Consider the following 17,896-nt stretch of genomic DNA (forward strand, 5'->3'; position numbering starts at 1 on the left):
ATCTACCTCAAAATGAAACTATGGCCTTTTGACGTACAATTTGGTAAGTTATTCCTTTGTATGTTATTGGTGTTGGGGATTGGGTTTTATATCCCAGTTCTCAATCACAGCTATTTGCTTACTTTAGTTGTTCGCGTAGGATTTATCTTGATGTGTGGTGGGGTTTTAATTTTTAAAACGCCGTGGGTGTTTTTAATCCAACAGCGTTTTATTATGTTATTTAAACGCTATTGGCGTTAATTTTCTGGAATTTCCTTTTTCTTTATTTTCGTCAATAATAAGATGGTGAAAATAATACAGCTACTTCCTAACCAATCTAGAAATTCAAATTGAACACCGAAGTAAAAAACAGCAATTAACGTTGCGGATAAAGGTTCTGCACAAGCGAGTAAACTAGCGCGTTGTGGGCCAATATTGTTGATGGCATCCAAGAAAATATAGAAAGAAATCAACGTACCAAATAGGATGATAAAAGCAACTGCCCAAAACGTTTCCATATCCCATATTCCAGGAAAATGCGTAGGAGGATAGACAAGTGCCATTCCCGTACCTGCAATTAACATACTCCATCCAATGATGACAATAGGGCTGTATTCTTTCAATAAATGCACAGGTAAAATTGTATAAGCTGCTAGTGCAATGGCAGAGATGATTCCCCAAATCAAAGCTGTAGGGGTAATGGTTAAACTATTAATATCTCCATGTGTAACCAATAAAAAGGTACCTAACATCGCTAAACCAATCGCCAATATTTCAATAGGCTTAGGCCATTTTCTCAAGCGAAGAGCTAAATAAATGGCAATAAAAACAGGACCAATATACTGAAGTACGGTGGCGGTTGCTGCATTCGAGTGAAAAATGGTAATAAAATAGGAGTATTGGACTAATAGCATGCCCAAAAAACTAAAAACAACCAATTGAGAGGCGTATTTTTTATTTTTCCAGATATGCCATACATCTTTATCGCCTTTGAGGATGCCTAATGAAAGCATAATGCTACCTGAAATTAGAAGGCGAACAGTTACCAGCCATTCGGCGTTGAAATTTTTCTCATTGAATAAGAATTGAGCAAATGCTCCTGATACACCCCAAAGTGCAGCAGCAAAGATAGCTGCTGAAAAACCTAGAAACTTATTGTTTAGTCCCATAATAGGTAATACAAATGATTTAGATGATAAAACCGCTTCCTTCAAACTGAGGGAAGCGGCGGCAAAGGTACATATTTCGATGGAAATTGACTTCTTTTTTTAGGTCTGACTAGTGTGTTTTTTTATTGAGTTGTACGATGTACAAAATCAAGAATAAAAGACAAATAATCAGTGCAGTATAACGCGTACTCAATTGAAATTGAGTATTAATAGCCCCAGAAGATGAAATGATGAAACTGGTTAGAGAGGTGATAACATAGGTCAATCCGCCCATCAATCCTCCAGCTGTTCCTGAATTATTGGGAAAGGCTAACATCGTAGAGGTGAAAAAATTGTTGAATAAAGTACCTGAACAGATATGGATGAAGAATAAACCAACCATTAAAAGGTATAAGTTTTCAACATAATAGCTCACTCCTAATAAAACAAGAGACAAAATCAACTGAATATAGATGGGTTGTGTGGTGCGTTGCTCAAATGAGAGGTGCATCCTTCTTTTGCCAATAAGTCCTCCTAACATCCAAGAAAATCCCAAGAGCAAGGTACAGTAACCAATAACAATAGAATTTTGATTGAAGGTGTTTTCAATTAAAAAGGGACCTGCAATATTGAAAATCATCACGATGGAGTAACTCATCCCAAGAATAAAGATTCCCATGATAAAGTTTTGGTTGCTCAACATGGTTTTATACACTTGGAGGGTCTGGCCTAAATTGAATTTTTTCTTTTCTGGGATACTTTCACCACTGATGACTAGATCTAATATAAAGAGTACTACAGCATAAATTGAAAGAAAATAAAAATTCGCATGCCAAGAAAACATAGCATCGAGGTATCCGCCTAAGAATGGAGCGAGGATTGGACCACATGACCAAACGACGGTGAAATAACTCAGGTAATGAATGCGTTGTTTTTCTTCATAAATGTCCATGAAAATGGCTCGGGTTGCCACAACTAAAATCGAAATAGCAATTCCTTGCACAATGCGCAACAGACAAATCAAGAAAATATCATTGGTAAGCGCGATTAACGTACTGGATAAAGCAATAAAAAGCAGCGCAATTAAACGGGGTTTATACCGTCCAATACTATCGAGAACACTACCAACGAAGAGCTGTGAAATACCATAACTCAATAAATAACAGGTTAAAGTAAGTTGTACTTCCTTTTCTGTAATGGCTAAATCATTCGCCATAGAAGGAAAGGAAGGTAAGTAGATGTCCGTTACAAATCCAGATAGGGGAATTGAACTAAAAGCCAGAATAGTTGCTAGCTTTTTTCTTTGGTTTGTAGCTTCTCTAAGCATAAAATGAATTGTTGTTTTATGGACACAAAAGTAAAAGAACAACGCAGCAGCTACCTTAAAAAAGACAAAGGTATAATTGTATAAATCAAAGAATTTTAATTGTGGTTTCTAAATTGTAAAGGAGTTTGCTCCACGTGTTTTTTAAAGAAATGTGTAAAATGAGACGGTTGATCAAAACCAAGGGTATAACCCACTTGTGCAATATCCCAATCGGTATTGATGAGTAGATTTTTTGCTTCTAATAAAATGCGATCTGTAATATGTTGAGAGGTCGTTTTTCCTGTAGCAGATTTGATGGAGGAGTTCAAGTGATTCACATGTACATTGAGTTTATTGGCATAATCAATAGGACGACGTAATGCCAGCGGATAAGCAGGTGAATCTAGAGGAAATTGTTTATTCAGTAGTTGATCAAACAGGCGAAATAGACGCATGGATGCACTCTGCTCATCGAGAGAGATGTCTTCTACTTTAAGCTGTAAGGCCTGATGAAGCAGTAAAGCCAATAGGTTTCGAATTACCTCGTATTTTAAGGGGTAATCCGACTGTGCCATGATATACATTTGTTGAAAATAGGTATGAGCAATATCCAATTGGGCGGGAGTTAAAAAGATTAAGGGCTTTCCCCATTCTTTGAATAAAGACGTCTTTTTAAAGGATTCTAGATTTCTGTTTTCGGTAAAAAACTCGTAATTGAATAAGCAAAAGTACCCTTCTTGTTTTTTTTCAATACACGTCCAAGAGTATGGAGTTGTTGGACAAGGTAAAAATAAAGCAGGTCGGTCAATGGTAATGGAATGCGAACCATAATGTAATTCCCCTCGGCCAATAATGAGTCCTACTTTATAAAAATCACGGCGATTATAAGGCGTTGTAAAACTACAATACTTGCGCATATTAATATTGAAGTGTGAAGTCCCAGTCTTGTATTCGTTGATACTAAACGCATAATTCTGGGAGAGCGAAGACGAAGATCTCTCCTTGTAATAATCGGCAATGGTTTCTAAATCTTTACTCATAGGACGCTTTATTTGATGGAGTAAAATTACAAAAATCAAATAAAAAGAAGAAATAAGAGCAGAATTAACAGCTAAATAAGAAAACGACACGATTTGAGAGGTTTACTTCCTGGTTTACTGCTCTTTTTTTCTCAATTCATAATAAAAAACAGAGAAAATTAAAATTTTTTATTACGTGATGTATTTTAAGTAATGCGCTGAAATAATTTTATTTTATAGGATATTTTGATTTAATCGTAACGTTTTTCTGATTTGTGTTGTATTTCGTTTAGCTTATTTGTTTTAATTTTTGTAAAACTATATTAATCAAGGAGTTGATTTTATAACCATTTTTAAAAGTGGAATGTTTTTTGTTGATATAGAATTAAAAATTAATGGAGTTTTTTTTAGTATTAGAACAGTAAGAATTTAACTGAGTTCTTGCAATCGAAGTTATTTCGGATAAAGGGGAAATTAATTTCAAATTTTATAAAAATGGATAAATTAGTTAAAGGATTAATACTTGTAACCACTATGGGACTTGTATTGAATTTGTTTGATTTTTTTAGTTATAGTCATGCAGATTTAGTTTGTTATGCACTCTTGATTTTAAGTGGAGCATATTTTCTAGTTAAAAAATATCGATTTAGAGATGAGTCAAATGGGTAAGCCTACTTAGTTAATTGTAGATCCATTATTCTTCTAAAGATTACATTCACGAATCAATTTATTTTATATTTTTTCGTTATAATATCAAGCATTTCAAAGGATTACTAGGGAATCATATCTTTTTTATGCTTACTTTTATTTTATCGCTAGGGTAAAAGCAATTAGATTCTCCCATTTTTACCTCTATATAGCGGTTACTGTTAATAGGCAGTTTTCTATTCTATATCAAATAGACTTGCTCAACTACTCAAGCTGCGGATATATCTTGTACGCTGTAGTTATTTTATCTCCCAATCGGAGCAATCTTTGATATTTTCTTACACACAAAAAAGGAATATTTAGTACAACCATTACCTGTATTTGCTCTGTTTTTTTAGAGTGACTATACTGTATGGGGCATTGTAAAAAATAACAATGGAAGAGGGAAAACCTCGAACTAGTATCTTGATCAAGGAACAGACCAAGGAGAACAAGTAATGTCTTAAAACTAGGCTTGTATGTAATCAATTAAATTTTAGCACACATGAAACAATTAGAACTTATAATTGAGACGAAAGATGTTCCATCTTCGGGGATAGCAATGTCCCAAGAAATAGATTTTTACGCCTGTTGTAGTTAGTAATTCAAATTAGTAATATCAATTGAAAGCGATTGGTATTACTAGTTTAAATCTATGTTTTTATGAAACAGAAAAAATGGAAAATTATTCAAACGCATCCCACGGAGTATATCTTATTGTCTGATTCTAATTCCATCAAGAAGATTACAGGTAAAGATGCTTCCGATATAATTACGGTTCTGACATTAGTACGGGACCAACTGCCTATTCCTCCAGATTTACCTCTTTCAGATACTTCTATTTTACAGCAAAATAGAGTAGAAGAGTTGCGCTATTGGTTAACGCTGCACCAATTTATAACAGCGGATACGAAATTGGATGCTCCTTTGTATTTAGATATTATTGGTGAATTTGGAACGAATTTGACCTTGTTACACTCATTTATAGCAGGTTTACCAGAACAAATTAAGGTCTCAACTGTTTATAATCTCTCACTAGAGGAACAACCTAAGTTTCGAATTTCGGAGCATCCGGTAACATTGACCCTTCTTGTTGGGCCTTATTTCTACAATACAACGACTATTCGACATATTAGTGCATGGCAGCAAATGTCGTCTTCTGATTTTTTATTTGTAGAATTGTACGAGAATGGTCTCTTATTAGGGCCTTTGATGAATAGTCATAAAGGAACGGTTTGCCTCAACTGTATTGAAGCCAGAAAAGTTTTCAATAGCACTGCTTCAGCTGCACTTATTGATCATTTTTGGGACATAGAAAGGATCAAGAATCATGCCAGTCCTGTATGGGAAATAGGGATATTTTCTATTGCTACTTCTTTTATCTACAATGAATTGTATAAAATCATGGTTCAATGTGATAAAGCGTTGTATAACAAAGCCATATTTATTGATTTTAATCGGTATCACAACCAGTATTTTACTGTGTTCAGTTCTCCTTCTTGTGAATTTTGTGCGAATCTTTCTATTTATAACCCACTATGATGTATACGCTATATGGAGCGTTTGTTTTTTTGTGAAATTTAAACGAAGGGGGGGCTATTTTGGTTTACAATTTAAATTTTAAACCTACTTGTATTGCATCACGGCATCACGTGAAAAAAAAAACGCCATCGAAGTCGATGGCGTTTTTGATTCTATCTACAATGAATTAATTTTCAAGGTAAGCTTCGATTGGAGCACAAGAACAAACTAAGTTTCTATCTCCATAAGCATCGTCAATACGACGTACTGTAGGCCAGAATTTATTTTCTGCTACGTATGCTAATGGATAAGCTGCTTTTTGTCTTGAGTAAGGTAAATCCCAATTATCCGCAGTTAATAAAGCTAAAGTATGCGGAGCATTCTTTAATTCGTTTACTGGGTTCTCAATCGTTGCGTTTTCAATTTCTTGACGAATAGCGATCATCGCATCACAGAAACGATCGATTTCTGATAAGCTTTCACTTTCTGTAGGTTCAATCATTAAAGTTCCTGCAACAGGGAAAGAAACTGTAGGTGCGTGGAAACCGTAATCGATTAAACGTTTAGCGATATCTGTTACTTCAATTCCTTTTTCTTTGAATTCACGAACGTCAACAATCATTTCGTGTGCAGCACGTCCTTTTTCACCTGTATATAAAATAGCGTAGTGTTCTTCTAATCTAGCTTTCATATAGTTTGCGTTCAGGATCGCTGTTTGTGTAACTTTTTTCAATCCTTCAGTTCCTAACATAGAGATGTAACCGTAAGAGATTAAACACACTAAAGCTGAACCATAAGGAGCAGATGAAATAGAAGTAATTGCATTTTTACCACCTACTTGTACCAATGGGTTAGAAGGTAAAAACTCTACTAAATGCTCAGCCACACAGATTGGTCCAACTCCAGGTCCACCACCACCGTGAGGAATAGCAAATGTTTTATGTAAGTTTAAGTGACATACGTCAGCACCAATAGAAGCAGGGTTGGTGAAACCAACTTGAGCGTTCATATTTGCACCATCCATATATACTTGTCCTCCGTTATCGTGGATAATTTGTGTAATTTCCATGATAGCTGATTCATATACACCGTGAGTAGAAGGATAAGTAACCATTAAACAAGAAAGGTTGTCTTTGTGTAATTCTGCTTTTTCTTTCAAGTCAGCCACATCGATATTTCCTTCAGGTGTAGTTTTTGTAACCACCACTTTCATTCCAGCCATTGCTGCAGAAGCAGGATTTGTTCCGTGAGCAGAAGCAGGGATTAATGCGATAGTTCTTTGGAAATCCCCTCTTGAATGGTGGTAAGCACGAATAGCCATTAATCCAGCATATTCTCCTTGAGCACCTGAGTTTGGCTGTAAAGTTGTTCCAGCAAATCCAGTAATAACATTTAATTTATGTTCTAAATCTTTCAACATTTCAATATAACCTTGTGCTTGATCTAATGGAGCAAAAGGGTGGATGTTGTTCCATTGACCGTTGCTTAAAGGAAGCATTTCTGCTGCCGCATTCAATTTCATGGTACAAGAACCTAAAGAAATCATCGATTGATTTAACGCTAAATCTTTGCGCTCTAAACGCTTGATGTAACGCATTAATTCTGTTTCAGAGTGGTAGCTATTAAATACGTCATGCTCTAGGAATTTAGAAGTACGTTTTAATTTAGCTGGGTAGTTTACTGCTTCTTCATTTAATGCAGTAATGGTAAAGGCTTCTTTTCCTACTGCTTGAGCGAAAATAGCGATAATCGTATTGATATCATTTACATTTACTGTCTCGTTTAAAGAGATTGAAATCGTATTGGCGTCAATATAGAAGAAGTTTACGTTATTTGCTTCAGCGATTGGTCTCACTTTAGCTGCATCAGCTTTTACAACGATTGTATCGAAGTAAGCTGTATTCGTTTGTTCGATACCTAATTTAGCTAAGTTTTCTGCTACTGTATTTGCTTTTGCATGTACTTGGTTTGCAATAAAACGAAGACCATTTGGTCCGTGGTAAACAGCGTAGAAACTAGCCATAACAGCCAATAATACTTGAGCTGTACAGATATTTGACGTTGCTTTCTCGCGTTTGATGTGTTGCTCACGTGTTTGTAAAGCCATACGCAATGCTCTGTTCCCGTCTGCATCTTTAGAAACTCCAATGATACGACCTGGCATACTGCGTTTGTACTCTTCTTTTGTCGTAAAGAAACCAGCGTGAGGTCCTCCAAATCCTAATGGAATACCAAAACGTTGTGTTGTTCCAACTACGACGTCAGCTCCCATCTCTCCTGGAGAAGTTAACGTTACTAAAGACAAGATATCTGCTGCAACAGCAACTTTAATATCTTTTGTCTTAGCTGTATTGATGAAGTCAGCATAATCATATACTTGACCGTATTTACCTGGGTATTGTAAGATTGCTCCAAAGAAATCTTCTGAGAAATCAAACGTTTGGTGATCTCCTACAACTAATTCGATTTCGAAAGGAACCGAACGAGTTTGTAAAACTGAAAGTGTTTGAGGTAAAATTTCTTCAGAAACGAAGAATTTTAATGCGTTATTTTTCTTTTGATCTCTTGTACGAACATCGTATAATAACATCATTGCTTCTGCTGCTGCAGTACCTTCATCTAATAAAGATGCATTGGCAATTTCCATTCCAGCTAATTCAATTACTGTAGTTTGGAAATTTAATAAAGCTTCTAAACGACCTTGTGCAATCTCAGCTTGGTACGGAGTATAAGCTGTGTACCAACCAGCGTTTTCAAATACGTTGCGAATAATAGGAGCAGGGCTAACAGATTCGTTGTATCCTAATCCAATATAAGAACGAAAAATTTTGTTTTTGTTGCCTAAGTTCTGAATATAAGATAAATACTCATATTCTGTCATTGCAGGAGCAAGGTCTAAATCTTGTTTTAAGCGAATTGAAGTTGGAAAAGTCTCATCGATTAATTGTTCAATGTTATCAACTTTCACAGTTTTAAACATTTGTGCCATGTCCTCAGCACGAGGGCCAATGTGTCTTAAAGCAAATGCATTTGTTTTCATTTGGGCAAAATAATAAGTTGTGTATAAGCATACAAAAATAACCATAAATCTGAGATAAATTAAGTATATTCCTAGTAATTTTGTTAATGTAAATTTCTAGCCGATTTAGGTATAAAAAATTAGCATGAGAAAAGTCCTAGGTAAAGTATTTGATTTTTATCTGAAAGCGAGTATTCACGTTTCTTTCGCAGTTTTTGCATTGGTGCAAATGACATTTTATTTCTGTCATTTACCCTTCGATTGGACGGTTTCCCTTTTAGCATTTTCAGGAACGTTGTTTTCCTATAATTTCATTAAGTATGCCGATTATGTTGTAATCCATCGCAAAAACCTATCTCCAAAGATGAAGGCAATCCTCGTATTGAGTACAATTGCTTTAGTCGTTGGCATGGTGAGTTTCTTTTTTTTAACCACATCCGCACAACTAGTCACCATCTCTTTGCTGGTTCTAGCCGTACTCTATGCCGTTCCTATTTCCAAGCGAATTCCCAATTTGCGCAATTGGTCGGGGCTCAAAGTGTACATTGTCTGTCTGTGTTGGGCTACAGTAACGCTAATCATTCCTGTTTTCAATGCAGGGATAGATCTATCCTTGGATATTTGGATTAAATTCTTACAGCGATTTATCTTGGTGCTGATTTTAATTGGAATATTTGAAATTGTTGATTTACAGTATGATGAAAAGTATTTAAAGACAATTCCCCAATTACTAGGTACCCGTCGAACAAAGATTTTATTAGCCCTTTTATTAATTCCCTTTTTTGTTATTGAGTTTTTTAAATTGGGTTTTCAACCCATCCAAGCGTGGAATAATGTAATTATAGTGAGTATTACCTTGCTTTTTATTCAATTGGCATCACCGAAACGCAGCTCTTATTTTAGTCTATTTTGGGTGGAAAGCGTTCCTATTTATTGGTGGATCTTAGTGCTTCTTGAAGGATAAAACGAAATAAAATAACAGCCGATGCGGCAATCTTTTTGACGTCAATTTTTAGCTGTGTCTAAAAACCCGTATATTTGTAAGTATAAAAACAACAGAAATGATACAACTTATACAAGAGGTTCAATCCAACGGAAATATAGTTTTCGTTTTAGGAAATGATAATACAGTAGGAGTTCCTGCTCTTTTAAATGATTTTGTACAAGCTTTTAAAACAGGAGAAAAAGAAGAAGATTTTGCGAAAATTGGAAATCAATATTTCTTTTTTGTAAAAGAGAACACGAATTTAGAGAAAATGCGTTTGGCTGGATTCAACGTCCGCAAACAATTAGATAAGAAAGCAGATAACCTTACCATTGTAGGAAATGGAGACTCTACCTTGGCTTTGGTAGAAGGGATTGCACTTTCAAACTACCAGTTCTTGAAGTATTTCAAAGAAGCTGAAACGATGAAATACGCTTTAGAGAATCTTGCTGTAAAAGGAAATTTTGAAGCAAAACAAATCAGTGATTTAAATCATACAATCAAAGCGGTTTATTGGGCGCGTACCATGGTAAATGAACCTGTAAGCTTTTTAACAGCTACGCAATTAGCGAAAGAAATCGAACTTTTAGGAAACGAAGCTCAATTTGCTGTAAAAGCATTGGGTAAAAACGAGATTGAAGCGTTGAGAATGGGTGGTTTATTAGCAGTAAATAAAGGGTCTATTGAGCAACCGACTTTTACAATCATGGAATACAAACCTGCAAATCCAATCAACAAGAAACCAATCGTTTTGGTTGGTAAAGGGGTGGTTTATGATACAGGTGGTTTGAGTTTAAAACCAACAGCTGGATCAATGGACTCAATGAAGAGTGATATGGGTGGAGCTGCTTGTATGGCAGGAACAATTTATGCTGCTGCTTTGAATCAATTGAACGTTCACGTAATTGGATTAATTCCAGCAACAGATAACCGCCCTGGTGGAGATGCATACGCACCTGGGGATGTGATTACTATGTATGATGGTACAACTGTTGAAGTATTGAATACTGATGCAGAAGGACGTATGATTTTAGGAGATGCGATTGCTTATGCAACACAATATGATCCTGCCGTTATTATTGATGCAGCTACTTTAACAGGAGCAGCTTTAGTGGTTGCAGGAGATACCGCTTCTTGTATTATGGGGAATGATGAAGAAACAATTCAAGCGATTGTAGCATCAGGATACAATGTACACGAACGTTTAGCTCAATTGCCATTCTGGGATGACTACAAAGATTTATTGAAATCAAGTGTAGCAGATATGAAAAATATCGGTGGTCGTTTTGCTGGAACAATCACAGCAGGAAAATTCCTAGAGCATTTTGCAAAAGCACCTTATGTTCATATTGACATTGCTGGTCCAGCATGGATGGATGCTCCAAGAGATTACAAAGGAAATGGAGGAACAGGAACAGGAATTCGTACATTGGTTGATTTCTTAACTAATTACAAAGCATAGTTCTTTACGATATAGAAATAGAAGAGCAGTAAATGAAAATTTACTGCTTTTTTTGTTTGAGATCATCGTTAGTCAACAATATAAAAAACAAAAATACTGTACCTTTGTTTGTCTTCAGTTGTTCAATTATTTAATTAAAAAAGACACATGGAAAATATCTCAATAGAATATCAGACCGTTACAATAGAAAATATGCATGTCATTCGCCCTTTGGCTGAAAAAATTTGGCAAAAAACATACGGACCATTATTAGATCCGGCACAAATTGAATATATGTTGCCTATGATGTACAGTCAGGAACGCATTACCAAGGAAATAAAGGAAGGATATATTTGGGAATTGTTTGTGGTTGAAGGGCAGGTATTAGGTTATCTAGACTATAAATTGATGGAAGACAATCGCGTTTTTTTGTCTAAGATTTATTTGGATACCGATCAGCAACAAAAAGGATTAGGCAAGATTATGCTACAACATGTTGTCAACTTTGCGCAAGAAAGCAAAGCAGATGCGGTATATTTAACGGTGAATAAATACAATGCCAAAGCTATTGAGTTTTATGAACGCAACGGATTTCAATGCATGGAGTCTAAAACATTCGATATTGGAAATGGCTATGTGATGGATGATTATATCTATCAATTGAGTTTATAAAGATGAGAGATTTATCATGCTTAGTTGCTTTGATTGGTTGGTTATGCTATACAACAGGTCAGGCGCAGGAAATTATCCCATTTAAAATGAATGGGCATTACAATATCTTAGTTGAGGGAATCATCAATCAAAAAGATACGGTTGATTTAATGTTTCAACTTGCAATGCGAGAAGCTTCTTTAGCACCTAATCGAACACATCCAGTGAAATCTGTGGTCTTTGATACGACTGAGTTTCCAGAAGGATTGAGTAAGTCTAATCACATTCAAGTAGGTGAAACTGTAGTGGAGCCTATTTGGATTTGGGATAACGAATACACGGGGAATGGAGCAGAAGGTAAAATTGGTACCCAATTATTTGGCAATCAAATTGTCAAAATCAATTATGATCAATCTCAGTTTGAACTATATCAATCACTTCCAGATACGACGGGATTTATTGCTTTGCCTTTAGAGCAAAAAAACGGACAATTATTTGTTGAGGTAATTAGTATTGTGGGAGAAAAAGAAATACAGACAAAAGTGTTGTTACAATCTGGTTTTTCTGGCGCACTTTTGTTTAATAATCAACTAGCAGATGAATACCATTTAGCAGAAGTACTTTCTCGTTTGGAGGAAAAAACAATGATGAATTCAGCAGGTCAAAAGTTGACGAGTTTAGTCTGCGAAATACCAGCTATAGCGGTAGGAGGTATTCGCTTTGAGATTGCTCCTGTTCAGGTTTTTACAGGAGAAATTAAAAACCAAACAACTAGTTATATGGGGGCAGACCTTATTCATCGCTTCAATTGGATTATTGATGTAAAAGGTGGAACTGCTTATATCCAACAGAATAAGCATTTTGCTGATGCATATTATTTTAATTCAAATAAAAAGTAAGTTACATTCAGCTATTCATACAAAAAAAGTAGAGAAAAAGGTGAATTCTTCACCGTTTAGAACCCTTGTATAGGAGTTAGAAGAATTTTCTTCGGTATGGGTCATAAAGAAATCTGAATGTAGATTTGCTTCTATTTTAATATTATCCAATAAGAAATTTCCTTTGTAACTATATTCTAAATTAGACATAAAATCAGGATAACGGTTTTTTATTACTTGTCCATTTGTTCCAGTTAAAATATTCCCATCAAGCCCATCAGTTAACGTATAATTGATTGTATTATTTTCATATAGACTTTTGGTACTAGTATAGGTGAAATAGAAAGTTTCTTGCTCTTTATTACTATTCTCGTATAACAGTGTATTTAAATTTTGATTCGCTTTAAAATCAAAATATCGAATAGAGTTCAGGTGTTGACTCTCTGCGTTTGTATATTGTGTTTGTATACTAGCTAATTGTCCAGTACCATGATTATAGGTGAAAATAGATTCTTTATCGTCTTCTTTTATTGATTTAATTCTTTGAAAATTATCATATTGAAAGGTTTTAATACGAGTTCCTCTTTCACTTGTTGTTTTTTCTTCTCGCAGTAAGTTTGTTTGCTTATCGTAAGTGAACATCTTTTGCTCTTGGATTTTGATAATTTTATTTGCAAATTCACCAGTGTCTTCACTACTCCAATTGTCTCTAAAAGAAATAGCCGAACGAATGATACTTGGTTTATTTTGCTTGTTGTATTCAAAATCAATAGTGGTATCATAAAAGAAAGCGAATTCCGGTAATTCTTGGTAATCTTCAGTCTTAATGATTATTTGTTTTACAAAATCATTTTTGAAGGTTGGTGTGTTGTTGTCATCCGATTTATCACATGATAAAAAGACAAGAGAAAGTAAAAGGGTTAGGAAAGCATATTTTTTCATATTTTGTTAGCTTAAATTTTTGCAAAATTAACTATAATATATAGAGAAACATAATTAATGATTACAATATAAGAGATGTATTACACTATTCAATTATTCGTTATAAAAACAGGAAACAAATGTATGGATAACGTATTGTTGCACAGGGAATAACACCTTCGATTTTGTATCTATTCTGTTTAAAACTTAGCAAGATAATGTAATAGAAAAGAATCATTCGTCTTCTCTATTACATGAGTTCTATTTAGGTTATTAGATTTTAAATGGTTGAGAAATTCATTCGATTGAATCGAATCGGTATGTTCCGTCTACGATATTAGCTTTAAAACTGGCACGAACGCTAAAAGTAAGAGTCGAAGATTTGTTTGAATTGGAAGAAATAGATTGAGTTATTATTTTTATTTAGTTTAAATAATTTAGTATCTTAGCGCAACAATATAAATACAATTACAATGAGTACAGATACAATCAATCCAAACTTCGACCAACATAAAGTGAAACCAAAAGCACCGAAAGTAGAGGAGCTTATTAACGAGTGTAAATCAGTGATGATTGCGTCGTTAAATGAAGATGGTTCACCTTTGGTAAGTACAGCGCCTTATTCAAGAGTAGGAAATGATTTTCAAATCTTAGTTTCGTTTATGGCCAAACACACAAAGAACTTGAGAGATCGTAAAAAAGTATCTTTTATGTTTGTAGAAGATGAAAGTACATCGAAACAATTATATGCAAGACACCGTTTAACAATCGAAACAGAAGCTGAATTGGTTGGAAAAGAAAATCCGTTATACGATCAAGCAATGGTTGATTTAAGAGAGAGACATGGAAAAGTAATTGAAGTTTTAGGAAACTTAGAAGACTTTATCATGTTCAACCTAAAACCAATCAAAGGATCTTATGTAAATGGATTCGGAAGTGCTTACTTTATTGATGAGAATTTACAAGTGATGGAGCACAGACATGGAGCTCACGGACAACACAATGTGGATGTGAAAAAATAATATACCTTTCTTGTTGAAATAAAAAAAGTCTTTGGTCAATAACCAAAGACTTTTTTGTTTGTATGCGATACTAGAAAAGCGATTGAATTATTTCTTCTCTTTTATTGTTTTGGCTAAATCTTCTATTTCGAGTTCTTTATTTACAGTTAAGTCAATATGCTGAAGTGCAGAATAGGTTTTTTCAACAATGAAATCTTGTTGATTAACTGTTTTCATAATTACGTACTTGGCTAATTTAGTATCTAAATTGGAAAAAGCATATAAATCAAATAATTCGATTTCTTGCTGTACTTGATTCCCTACAAGATTATAGTTGACTTCAATTAAACGATGGATTAATTTTCTCTTTGTTTTGAATAATATTTTTTCTCCATATTCAAGAAAATTTGCTTGTACAGACGTATCAATAAATTTACGCACTTGTTTTTGAGTAGTATCAATTTCAAACAACCAATAATTATCCCAATTATCATCGTAAACATAATAGTCTTTATTCATTTTTTTTACTTTTAATTTTTTTACCTTTTTTAAAAGTTTTTTAAATTCAAACTTATTGCTAAAAAAGAAATGATCTAAGAAGGATCTGGTTAAAAAATTGATCACTACGATATCGATTTTTTTTATGTAATGAGCTAATTGATTTGCAAGATAGTAGTTGGTGTTGTAATAGGTAAAGTTTTTAAAATAACCTTCTTCTTTTGCTATAATGGGGCCCAATGTGTCATTTTCATAGACTGTTCCTTTGTAATAATAGTACTGCTCTTTAAAAGGGGCAATACTATATTGTGCATAGGTATTCTTCAGTATAGCCAAAAGTTCTTCTTTAGCGTCTACTTTGACTTCAATTACAATATGATTTAAAAGCTCATCGATGCAAATGACAGCTTGATTTATGGTAGGGATTGAACCATACTCAGGATGTACAAGGACAATATCAGTAATTGCTACAGGAAGGTCAATTTTTCCTTGTTGATCTGTTGTTCCTAATAGTTGATTGTTTGTTGCATTGTAAATAATTGCATTGGATATCGGTTTTTGTGTTTTGCAATCTTGTAGTAGGGTTTGAGCATATAGATTGTTGATTCCTACGCTAAGTAAATAGGCAAGTAAAATTTTTTTCATCGACACTAATTTTTGATTAAAAGCACACAATATGTAAGCCAATTTTACGATAAATTTGAATCTTTGTAGTAATTGATAATTATATTTTGTAATTGTATGTTATTGATTATTAGTGTTTTTTTTGAATTTATTTGTTACATAAAAACAATAGTTAGTGAAAGAAATAGAGAAGTAGATTTCGTTTTTTATCTGAATAAAGAGCAAAAAAAAAAAGAGACCCATGTTGAGGTCTCTTTTCTTATTTTAGGTAGCATTTTGTTTACTAAAAGCAATCACCAAGGTGACGGAGAGCAACACAAAGAACAAGCCGAGCGCAGACATCCAATCAAAGTATTCACCAAAGAATAATGTTCCAACCAATACAGCCACTACAGGTTCCATGGATCCTAAAATGGACGTAATCGTCGATCCGGCGTGTTTCACAGCAAGTACCAAACACAAATCAGAAATAAACGTCGCGAAGAACCCAAGTAAAATTAAATTCATCCAATCGGCTTTTAAGGTAATTGTATCAATACCCGTAGTCAATAAGGCATAAAATAAAAAGATTAAACACCCCATGAGCAAAACATAAAAAGTCAACGAATCAAAGTTCATATTGGAAATTCTAGATTTGTTTAAGCCCACGATATAAAGCCCATAGGTAAAGATGGTCAACGCAGATAAAATCAATCCGCTGAATAATGCAGGAGAAGCTTCGCCATGCCAACACATCATCCCCACTCCTAAAAGAGAAAGCAATGAAGCAATAAGCAATACCATTGATTTTTTTTCTTTGAAGAAGGCAATCATCACAATGCTGACAAAAAGCGGATATAAAAAATGGACGGTTGTTGCCAATCCACTAGCAATATATTCATAAGAGTCAACTAGAAACTTGGCGGTAGCGGCATATAATAAAGCCAAGAAAAAGACGACTGCTAAATCCTGAATAGAAATTTTTAAACTTGTTTTCTTGTAGATACAAACAGCTCCCATTGTCGCTGATGAAAACAAAAATCGATAAAATAGAATAGTCGGTATGCCGATAGCCGCCACTCCTTCAGGTCGCAAGCTCGGTACAAGTAGAGGTAACGAAAACAACGGAACCAATCCAAATGTACCAGAGGAAATTAATGCGAACAAAATTCCTTTCAGGTTTTTCATTGTAAATAAAAATTATAAAAATTCCGCGCAAAGATACAGCTTCTGATTGGGGAGTGATAGCCGTATGACACTATTGCCAACATCGTAATTTCAAATGCCTTTGCTTAAAAATCTCCACAGTCATTCCTTCAAATAAAAAACAACTCTTTAATTTGTTTTGCAATTAAGTTCGAATCAGATAATAGAAGACGTCTTTTTTCTGTCTACTTTTTTAGTAAAAAACGTATTTTTACTGCGTTAGCTAAAAAACAACGGTTAACTTGAGTTTTGATATACGTATAAACGATGATGAAATACTACCTACTCCTCCTTTTTGTATTGTTGGGATATAACCAAAGTCAGGCACAAGTTTTGACGGATTGGCAGACAGAAAACCTCAGGGGAAAAGTAAAAACCTTAATAAGTATAGACTATTCTAGTGAAGGAAAAGAAGCAAAAAAACAAATTGTACATTTCGATGAACGAGGTTTTTTTACTTTGAAGGAGATTTACGCTGGCGTACAGGAAGGAGATGAGGAGACCCCTATGGTGTATACCAAAATAGGAGAGCTTCAGTTTTTTGAGTATCAAAATAACAAACGCCACAGCATAAGTTTAAATGCGGATGGAACAAAGGCTACTGAAATTATGCAACAATGGCCCAAGCCTACGACTTGTGAATTTACATACACCTATTTTAATAAACCGAAGAATAAAGGAACAATGCAAGTGTTGTTTACTCCCCAAGCGCAAGTGAAAGAAATACATCTTATCATCACAAATAAAGAAGATGGGGTTATTGAATTTGAAACGAAATCTTTCCATCAATATGATGCAAAAGGATATGAAATTCAATTTAAGCAACAAACCCTTCAACCTTATGGAGATACTCAGGTACTAACCTTTAAAAATAAAACCTTTGATTCTCAAGGGAATATTTTGGAAAAAGAGGTGCGTGATGAATACAATCAAGGGTATAGTACCACCGTTTTTGATTATGTTTACTACGAGTAAAATGGTCGGTAGAAACGACTAAAACTTAACAGTGAATTAAAATTTAATGCACGCATTA

16 protein-coding genes are annotated in these 17,896 nt (G+C 34.4%); 9 read left to right on the plus strand and 7 right to left on the minus strand.

Features of this window, described 5'->3' with window-relative positions:
* Nucleotides 1–12: 12 nt before the first annotated feature.
* Nucleotides 13–240, plus strand: coding sequence for a hypothetical protein (locus M2306_RS01090; protein WP_498882730.1), 228 nt, complete (start codon nt 13–15; stop codon nt 238–240).
* Here M2306_RS01090 and M2306_RS01095 read toward each other — a convergent pair.
* From M2306_RS01095 to M2306_RS01105, 3 genes are all read right to left on the minus strand, one after another.
* A complete protein-coding gene (locus M2306_RS01095) occupies nt 237–1,193 on the minus strand; it encodes a DMT family transporter (RefSeq protein ID WP_498882731.1) in 957 nt (318 codons plus the stop codon). The two genes, M2306_RS01090 and M2306_RS01095, sit on opposite strands and share 4 nt — an antisense overlap.
* 64 nt (nt 1,194–1,257) lie before the next feature.
* Nucleotides 1,258–2,454, minus strand: a complete 1,197-nt coding sequence (locus M2306_RS01100) for an MFS transporter (RefSeq protein WP_115091250.1) — start codon at nt 2,452–2,454, stop codon at nt 1,258–1,260.
* A gap of 95 nt (nt 2,455–2,549) precedes the next feature.
* The gene (locus M2306_RS01105) at nt 2,550–3,473 is read right to left on the minus strand and encodes a helix-turn-helix domain-containing protein (RefSeq protein ID WP_259189128.1); all 924 of its coding nucleotides are present in this window, start codon (nt 3,471–3,473) and stop codon (nt 2,550–2,552) included.
* Between the two features lie 474 nt (nt 3,474–3,947).
* Between M2306_RS01105 and M2306_RS01110 the strand changes: the two genes are divergently transcribed.
* Both M2306_RS01110 and M2306_RS01115 read left to right on the plus strand, forming a co-directional pair.
* Complete coding sequence (locus M2306_RS01110; RefSeq protein WP_181816702.1) at nt 3,948–4,121, plus strand: hypothetical protein; 174 nt, start codon at nt 3,948–3,950, stop codon at nt 4,119–4,121.
* 681 nt (nt 4,122–4,802) lie between these two features.
* Nucleotides 4,803–5,681 (plus strand): hypothetical protein, encoded by an 879-nt coding sequence (locus M2306_RS01115; RefSeq protein WP_115091246.1) that lies wholly within the window; start codon nt 4,803–4,805, stop codon nt 5,679–5,681.
* A 166-nt stretch (nt 5,682–5,847) separates the two neighbouring features.
* On the opposite strand, the gene gcvP is transcribed toward M2306_RS01115, so the two are convergent.
* Nucleotides 5,848–8,700, minus strand: a complete 2,853-nt coding sequence (gene gcvP, locus M2306_RS01120; protein ID WP_115091244.1) for an aminomethyl-transferring glycine dehydrogenase — start codon at nt 8,698–8,700, stop codon at nt 5,848–5,850.
* A 124-nt stretch (nt 8,701–8,824) separates the two neighbouring features.
* Here gcvP and M2306_RS01125 point away from each other — a divergent pair, with 124 nt between their 5' ends.
* The 4 genes from M2306_RS01125 (at nt 8,825) to M2306_RS01140 (ending at nt 12,655) form a co-directional block, all read left to right on the plus strand.
* Nucleotides 8,825–9,643, plus strand: coding sequence for a UbiA prenyltransferase family protein (locus M2306_RS01125; protein ID WP_115091242.1), 819 nt, complete (start codon nt 8,825–8,827; stop codon nt 9,641–9,643).
* A 97-nt stretch (nt 9,644–9,740) separates the two neighbouring features.
* A complete protein-coding gene (locus tag M2306_RS01130; RefSeq protein ID WP_259189127.1) occupies nt 9,741–11,126 on the plus strand; it encodes a leucyl aminopeptidase family protein in 1,386 nt (461 codons plus the stop codon).
* Between the two features lie 147 nt (nt 11,127–11,273).
* On the plus strand, nt 11,274–11,777 hold the full coding sequence (locus M2306_RS01135; protein ID WP_259189126.1) for a GNAT family N-acetyltransferase: 504 nt from the start codon (nt 11,274–11,276) through the stop codon (nt 11,775–11,777).
* Between the two features lie 2 nt (nt 11,778–11,779).
* A complete protein-coding gene (locus M2306_RS01140) occupies nt 11,780–12,655 on the plus strand; it encodes a hypothetical protein (RefSeq protein ID WP_259189125.1) in 876 nt (291 codons plus the stop codon).
* 15 nt (nt 12,656–12,670) lie between these two features.
* Here the strand turns inward: M2306_RS01140 and M2306_RS01145 are convergent, their stop codons facing one another.
* Nucleotides 12,671–13,576, minus strand: a complete 906-nt coding sequence (locus M2306_RS01145) for a hypothetical protein (RefSeq protein WP_259189124.1) — start codon at nt 13,574–13,576, stop codon at nt 12,671–12,673.
* A gap of 452 nt (nt 13,577–14,028) precedes the next feature.
* Here M2306_RS01145 and M2306_RS01150 point away from each other — a divergent pair, with 452 nt between their 5' ends.
* Complete coding sequence (locus M2306_RS01150) at nt 14,029–14,577, plus strand: HugZ family pyridoxamine 5'-phosphate oxidase (RefSeq protein WP_002986901.1); 549 nt, start codon at nt 14,029–14,031, stop codon at nt 14,575–14,577.
* 87 nt (nt 14,578–14,664) lie between these two features.
* Here the strand turns inward: M2306_RS01150 and M2306_RS01155 are convergent, their stop codons facing one another.
* Complete coding sequence (locus tag M2306_RS01155) at nt 14,665–15,699, minus strand: hypothetical protein (RefSeq protein WP_259189123.1); 1,035 nt, start codon at nt 15,697–15,699, stop codon at nt 14,665–14,667.
* Between the two features lie 243 nt (nt 15,700–15,942).
* Complete coding sequence (locus M2306_RS01160; protein WP_259189122.1) at nt 15,943–16,845, minus strand: DMT family transporter; 903 nt, start codon at nt 16,843–16,845, stop codon at nt 15,943–15,945.
* A 285-nt stretch (nt 16,846–17,130) separates the two neighbouring features.
* On the opposite strand from M2306_RS01160, the gene M2306_RS01165 reads away from it, so the two are divergent.
* Nucleotides 17,131–17,838 carry a hypothetical protein gene (locus tag M2306_RS01165; protein WP_259189121.1) on the plus strand — a complete coding sequence of 236 codons (708 nt, stop codon included), beginning with the start codon at nt 17,131–17,133 and terminating at the stop codon, nt 17,836–17,838.
* Nucleotides 17,839–17,896: the final 58 nt, after the last annotated feature.

Origin of the sequence: Myroides gitamensis (assembly GCF_029894455.1) — a bacterium.
Classification (GTDB): Bacteria; Bacteroidota; Bacteroidia; order Flavobacteriales; family Flavobacteriaceae; genus Flavobacterium; species Flavobacterium odoratum.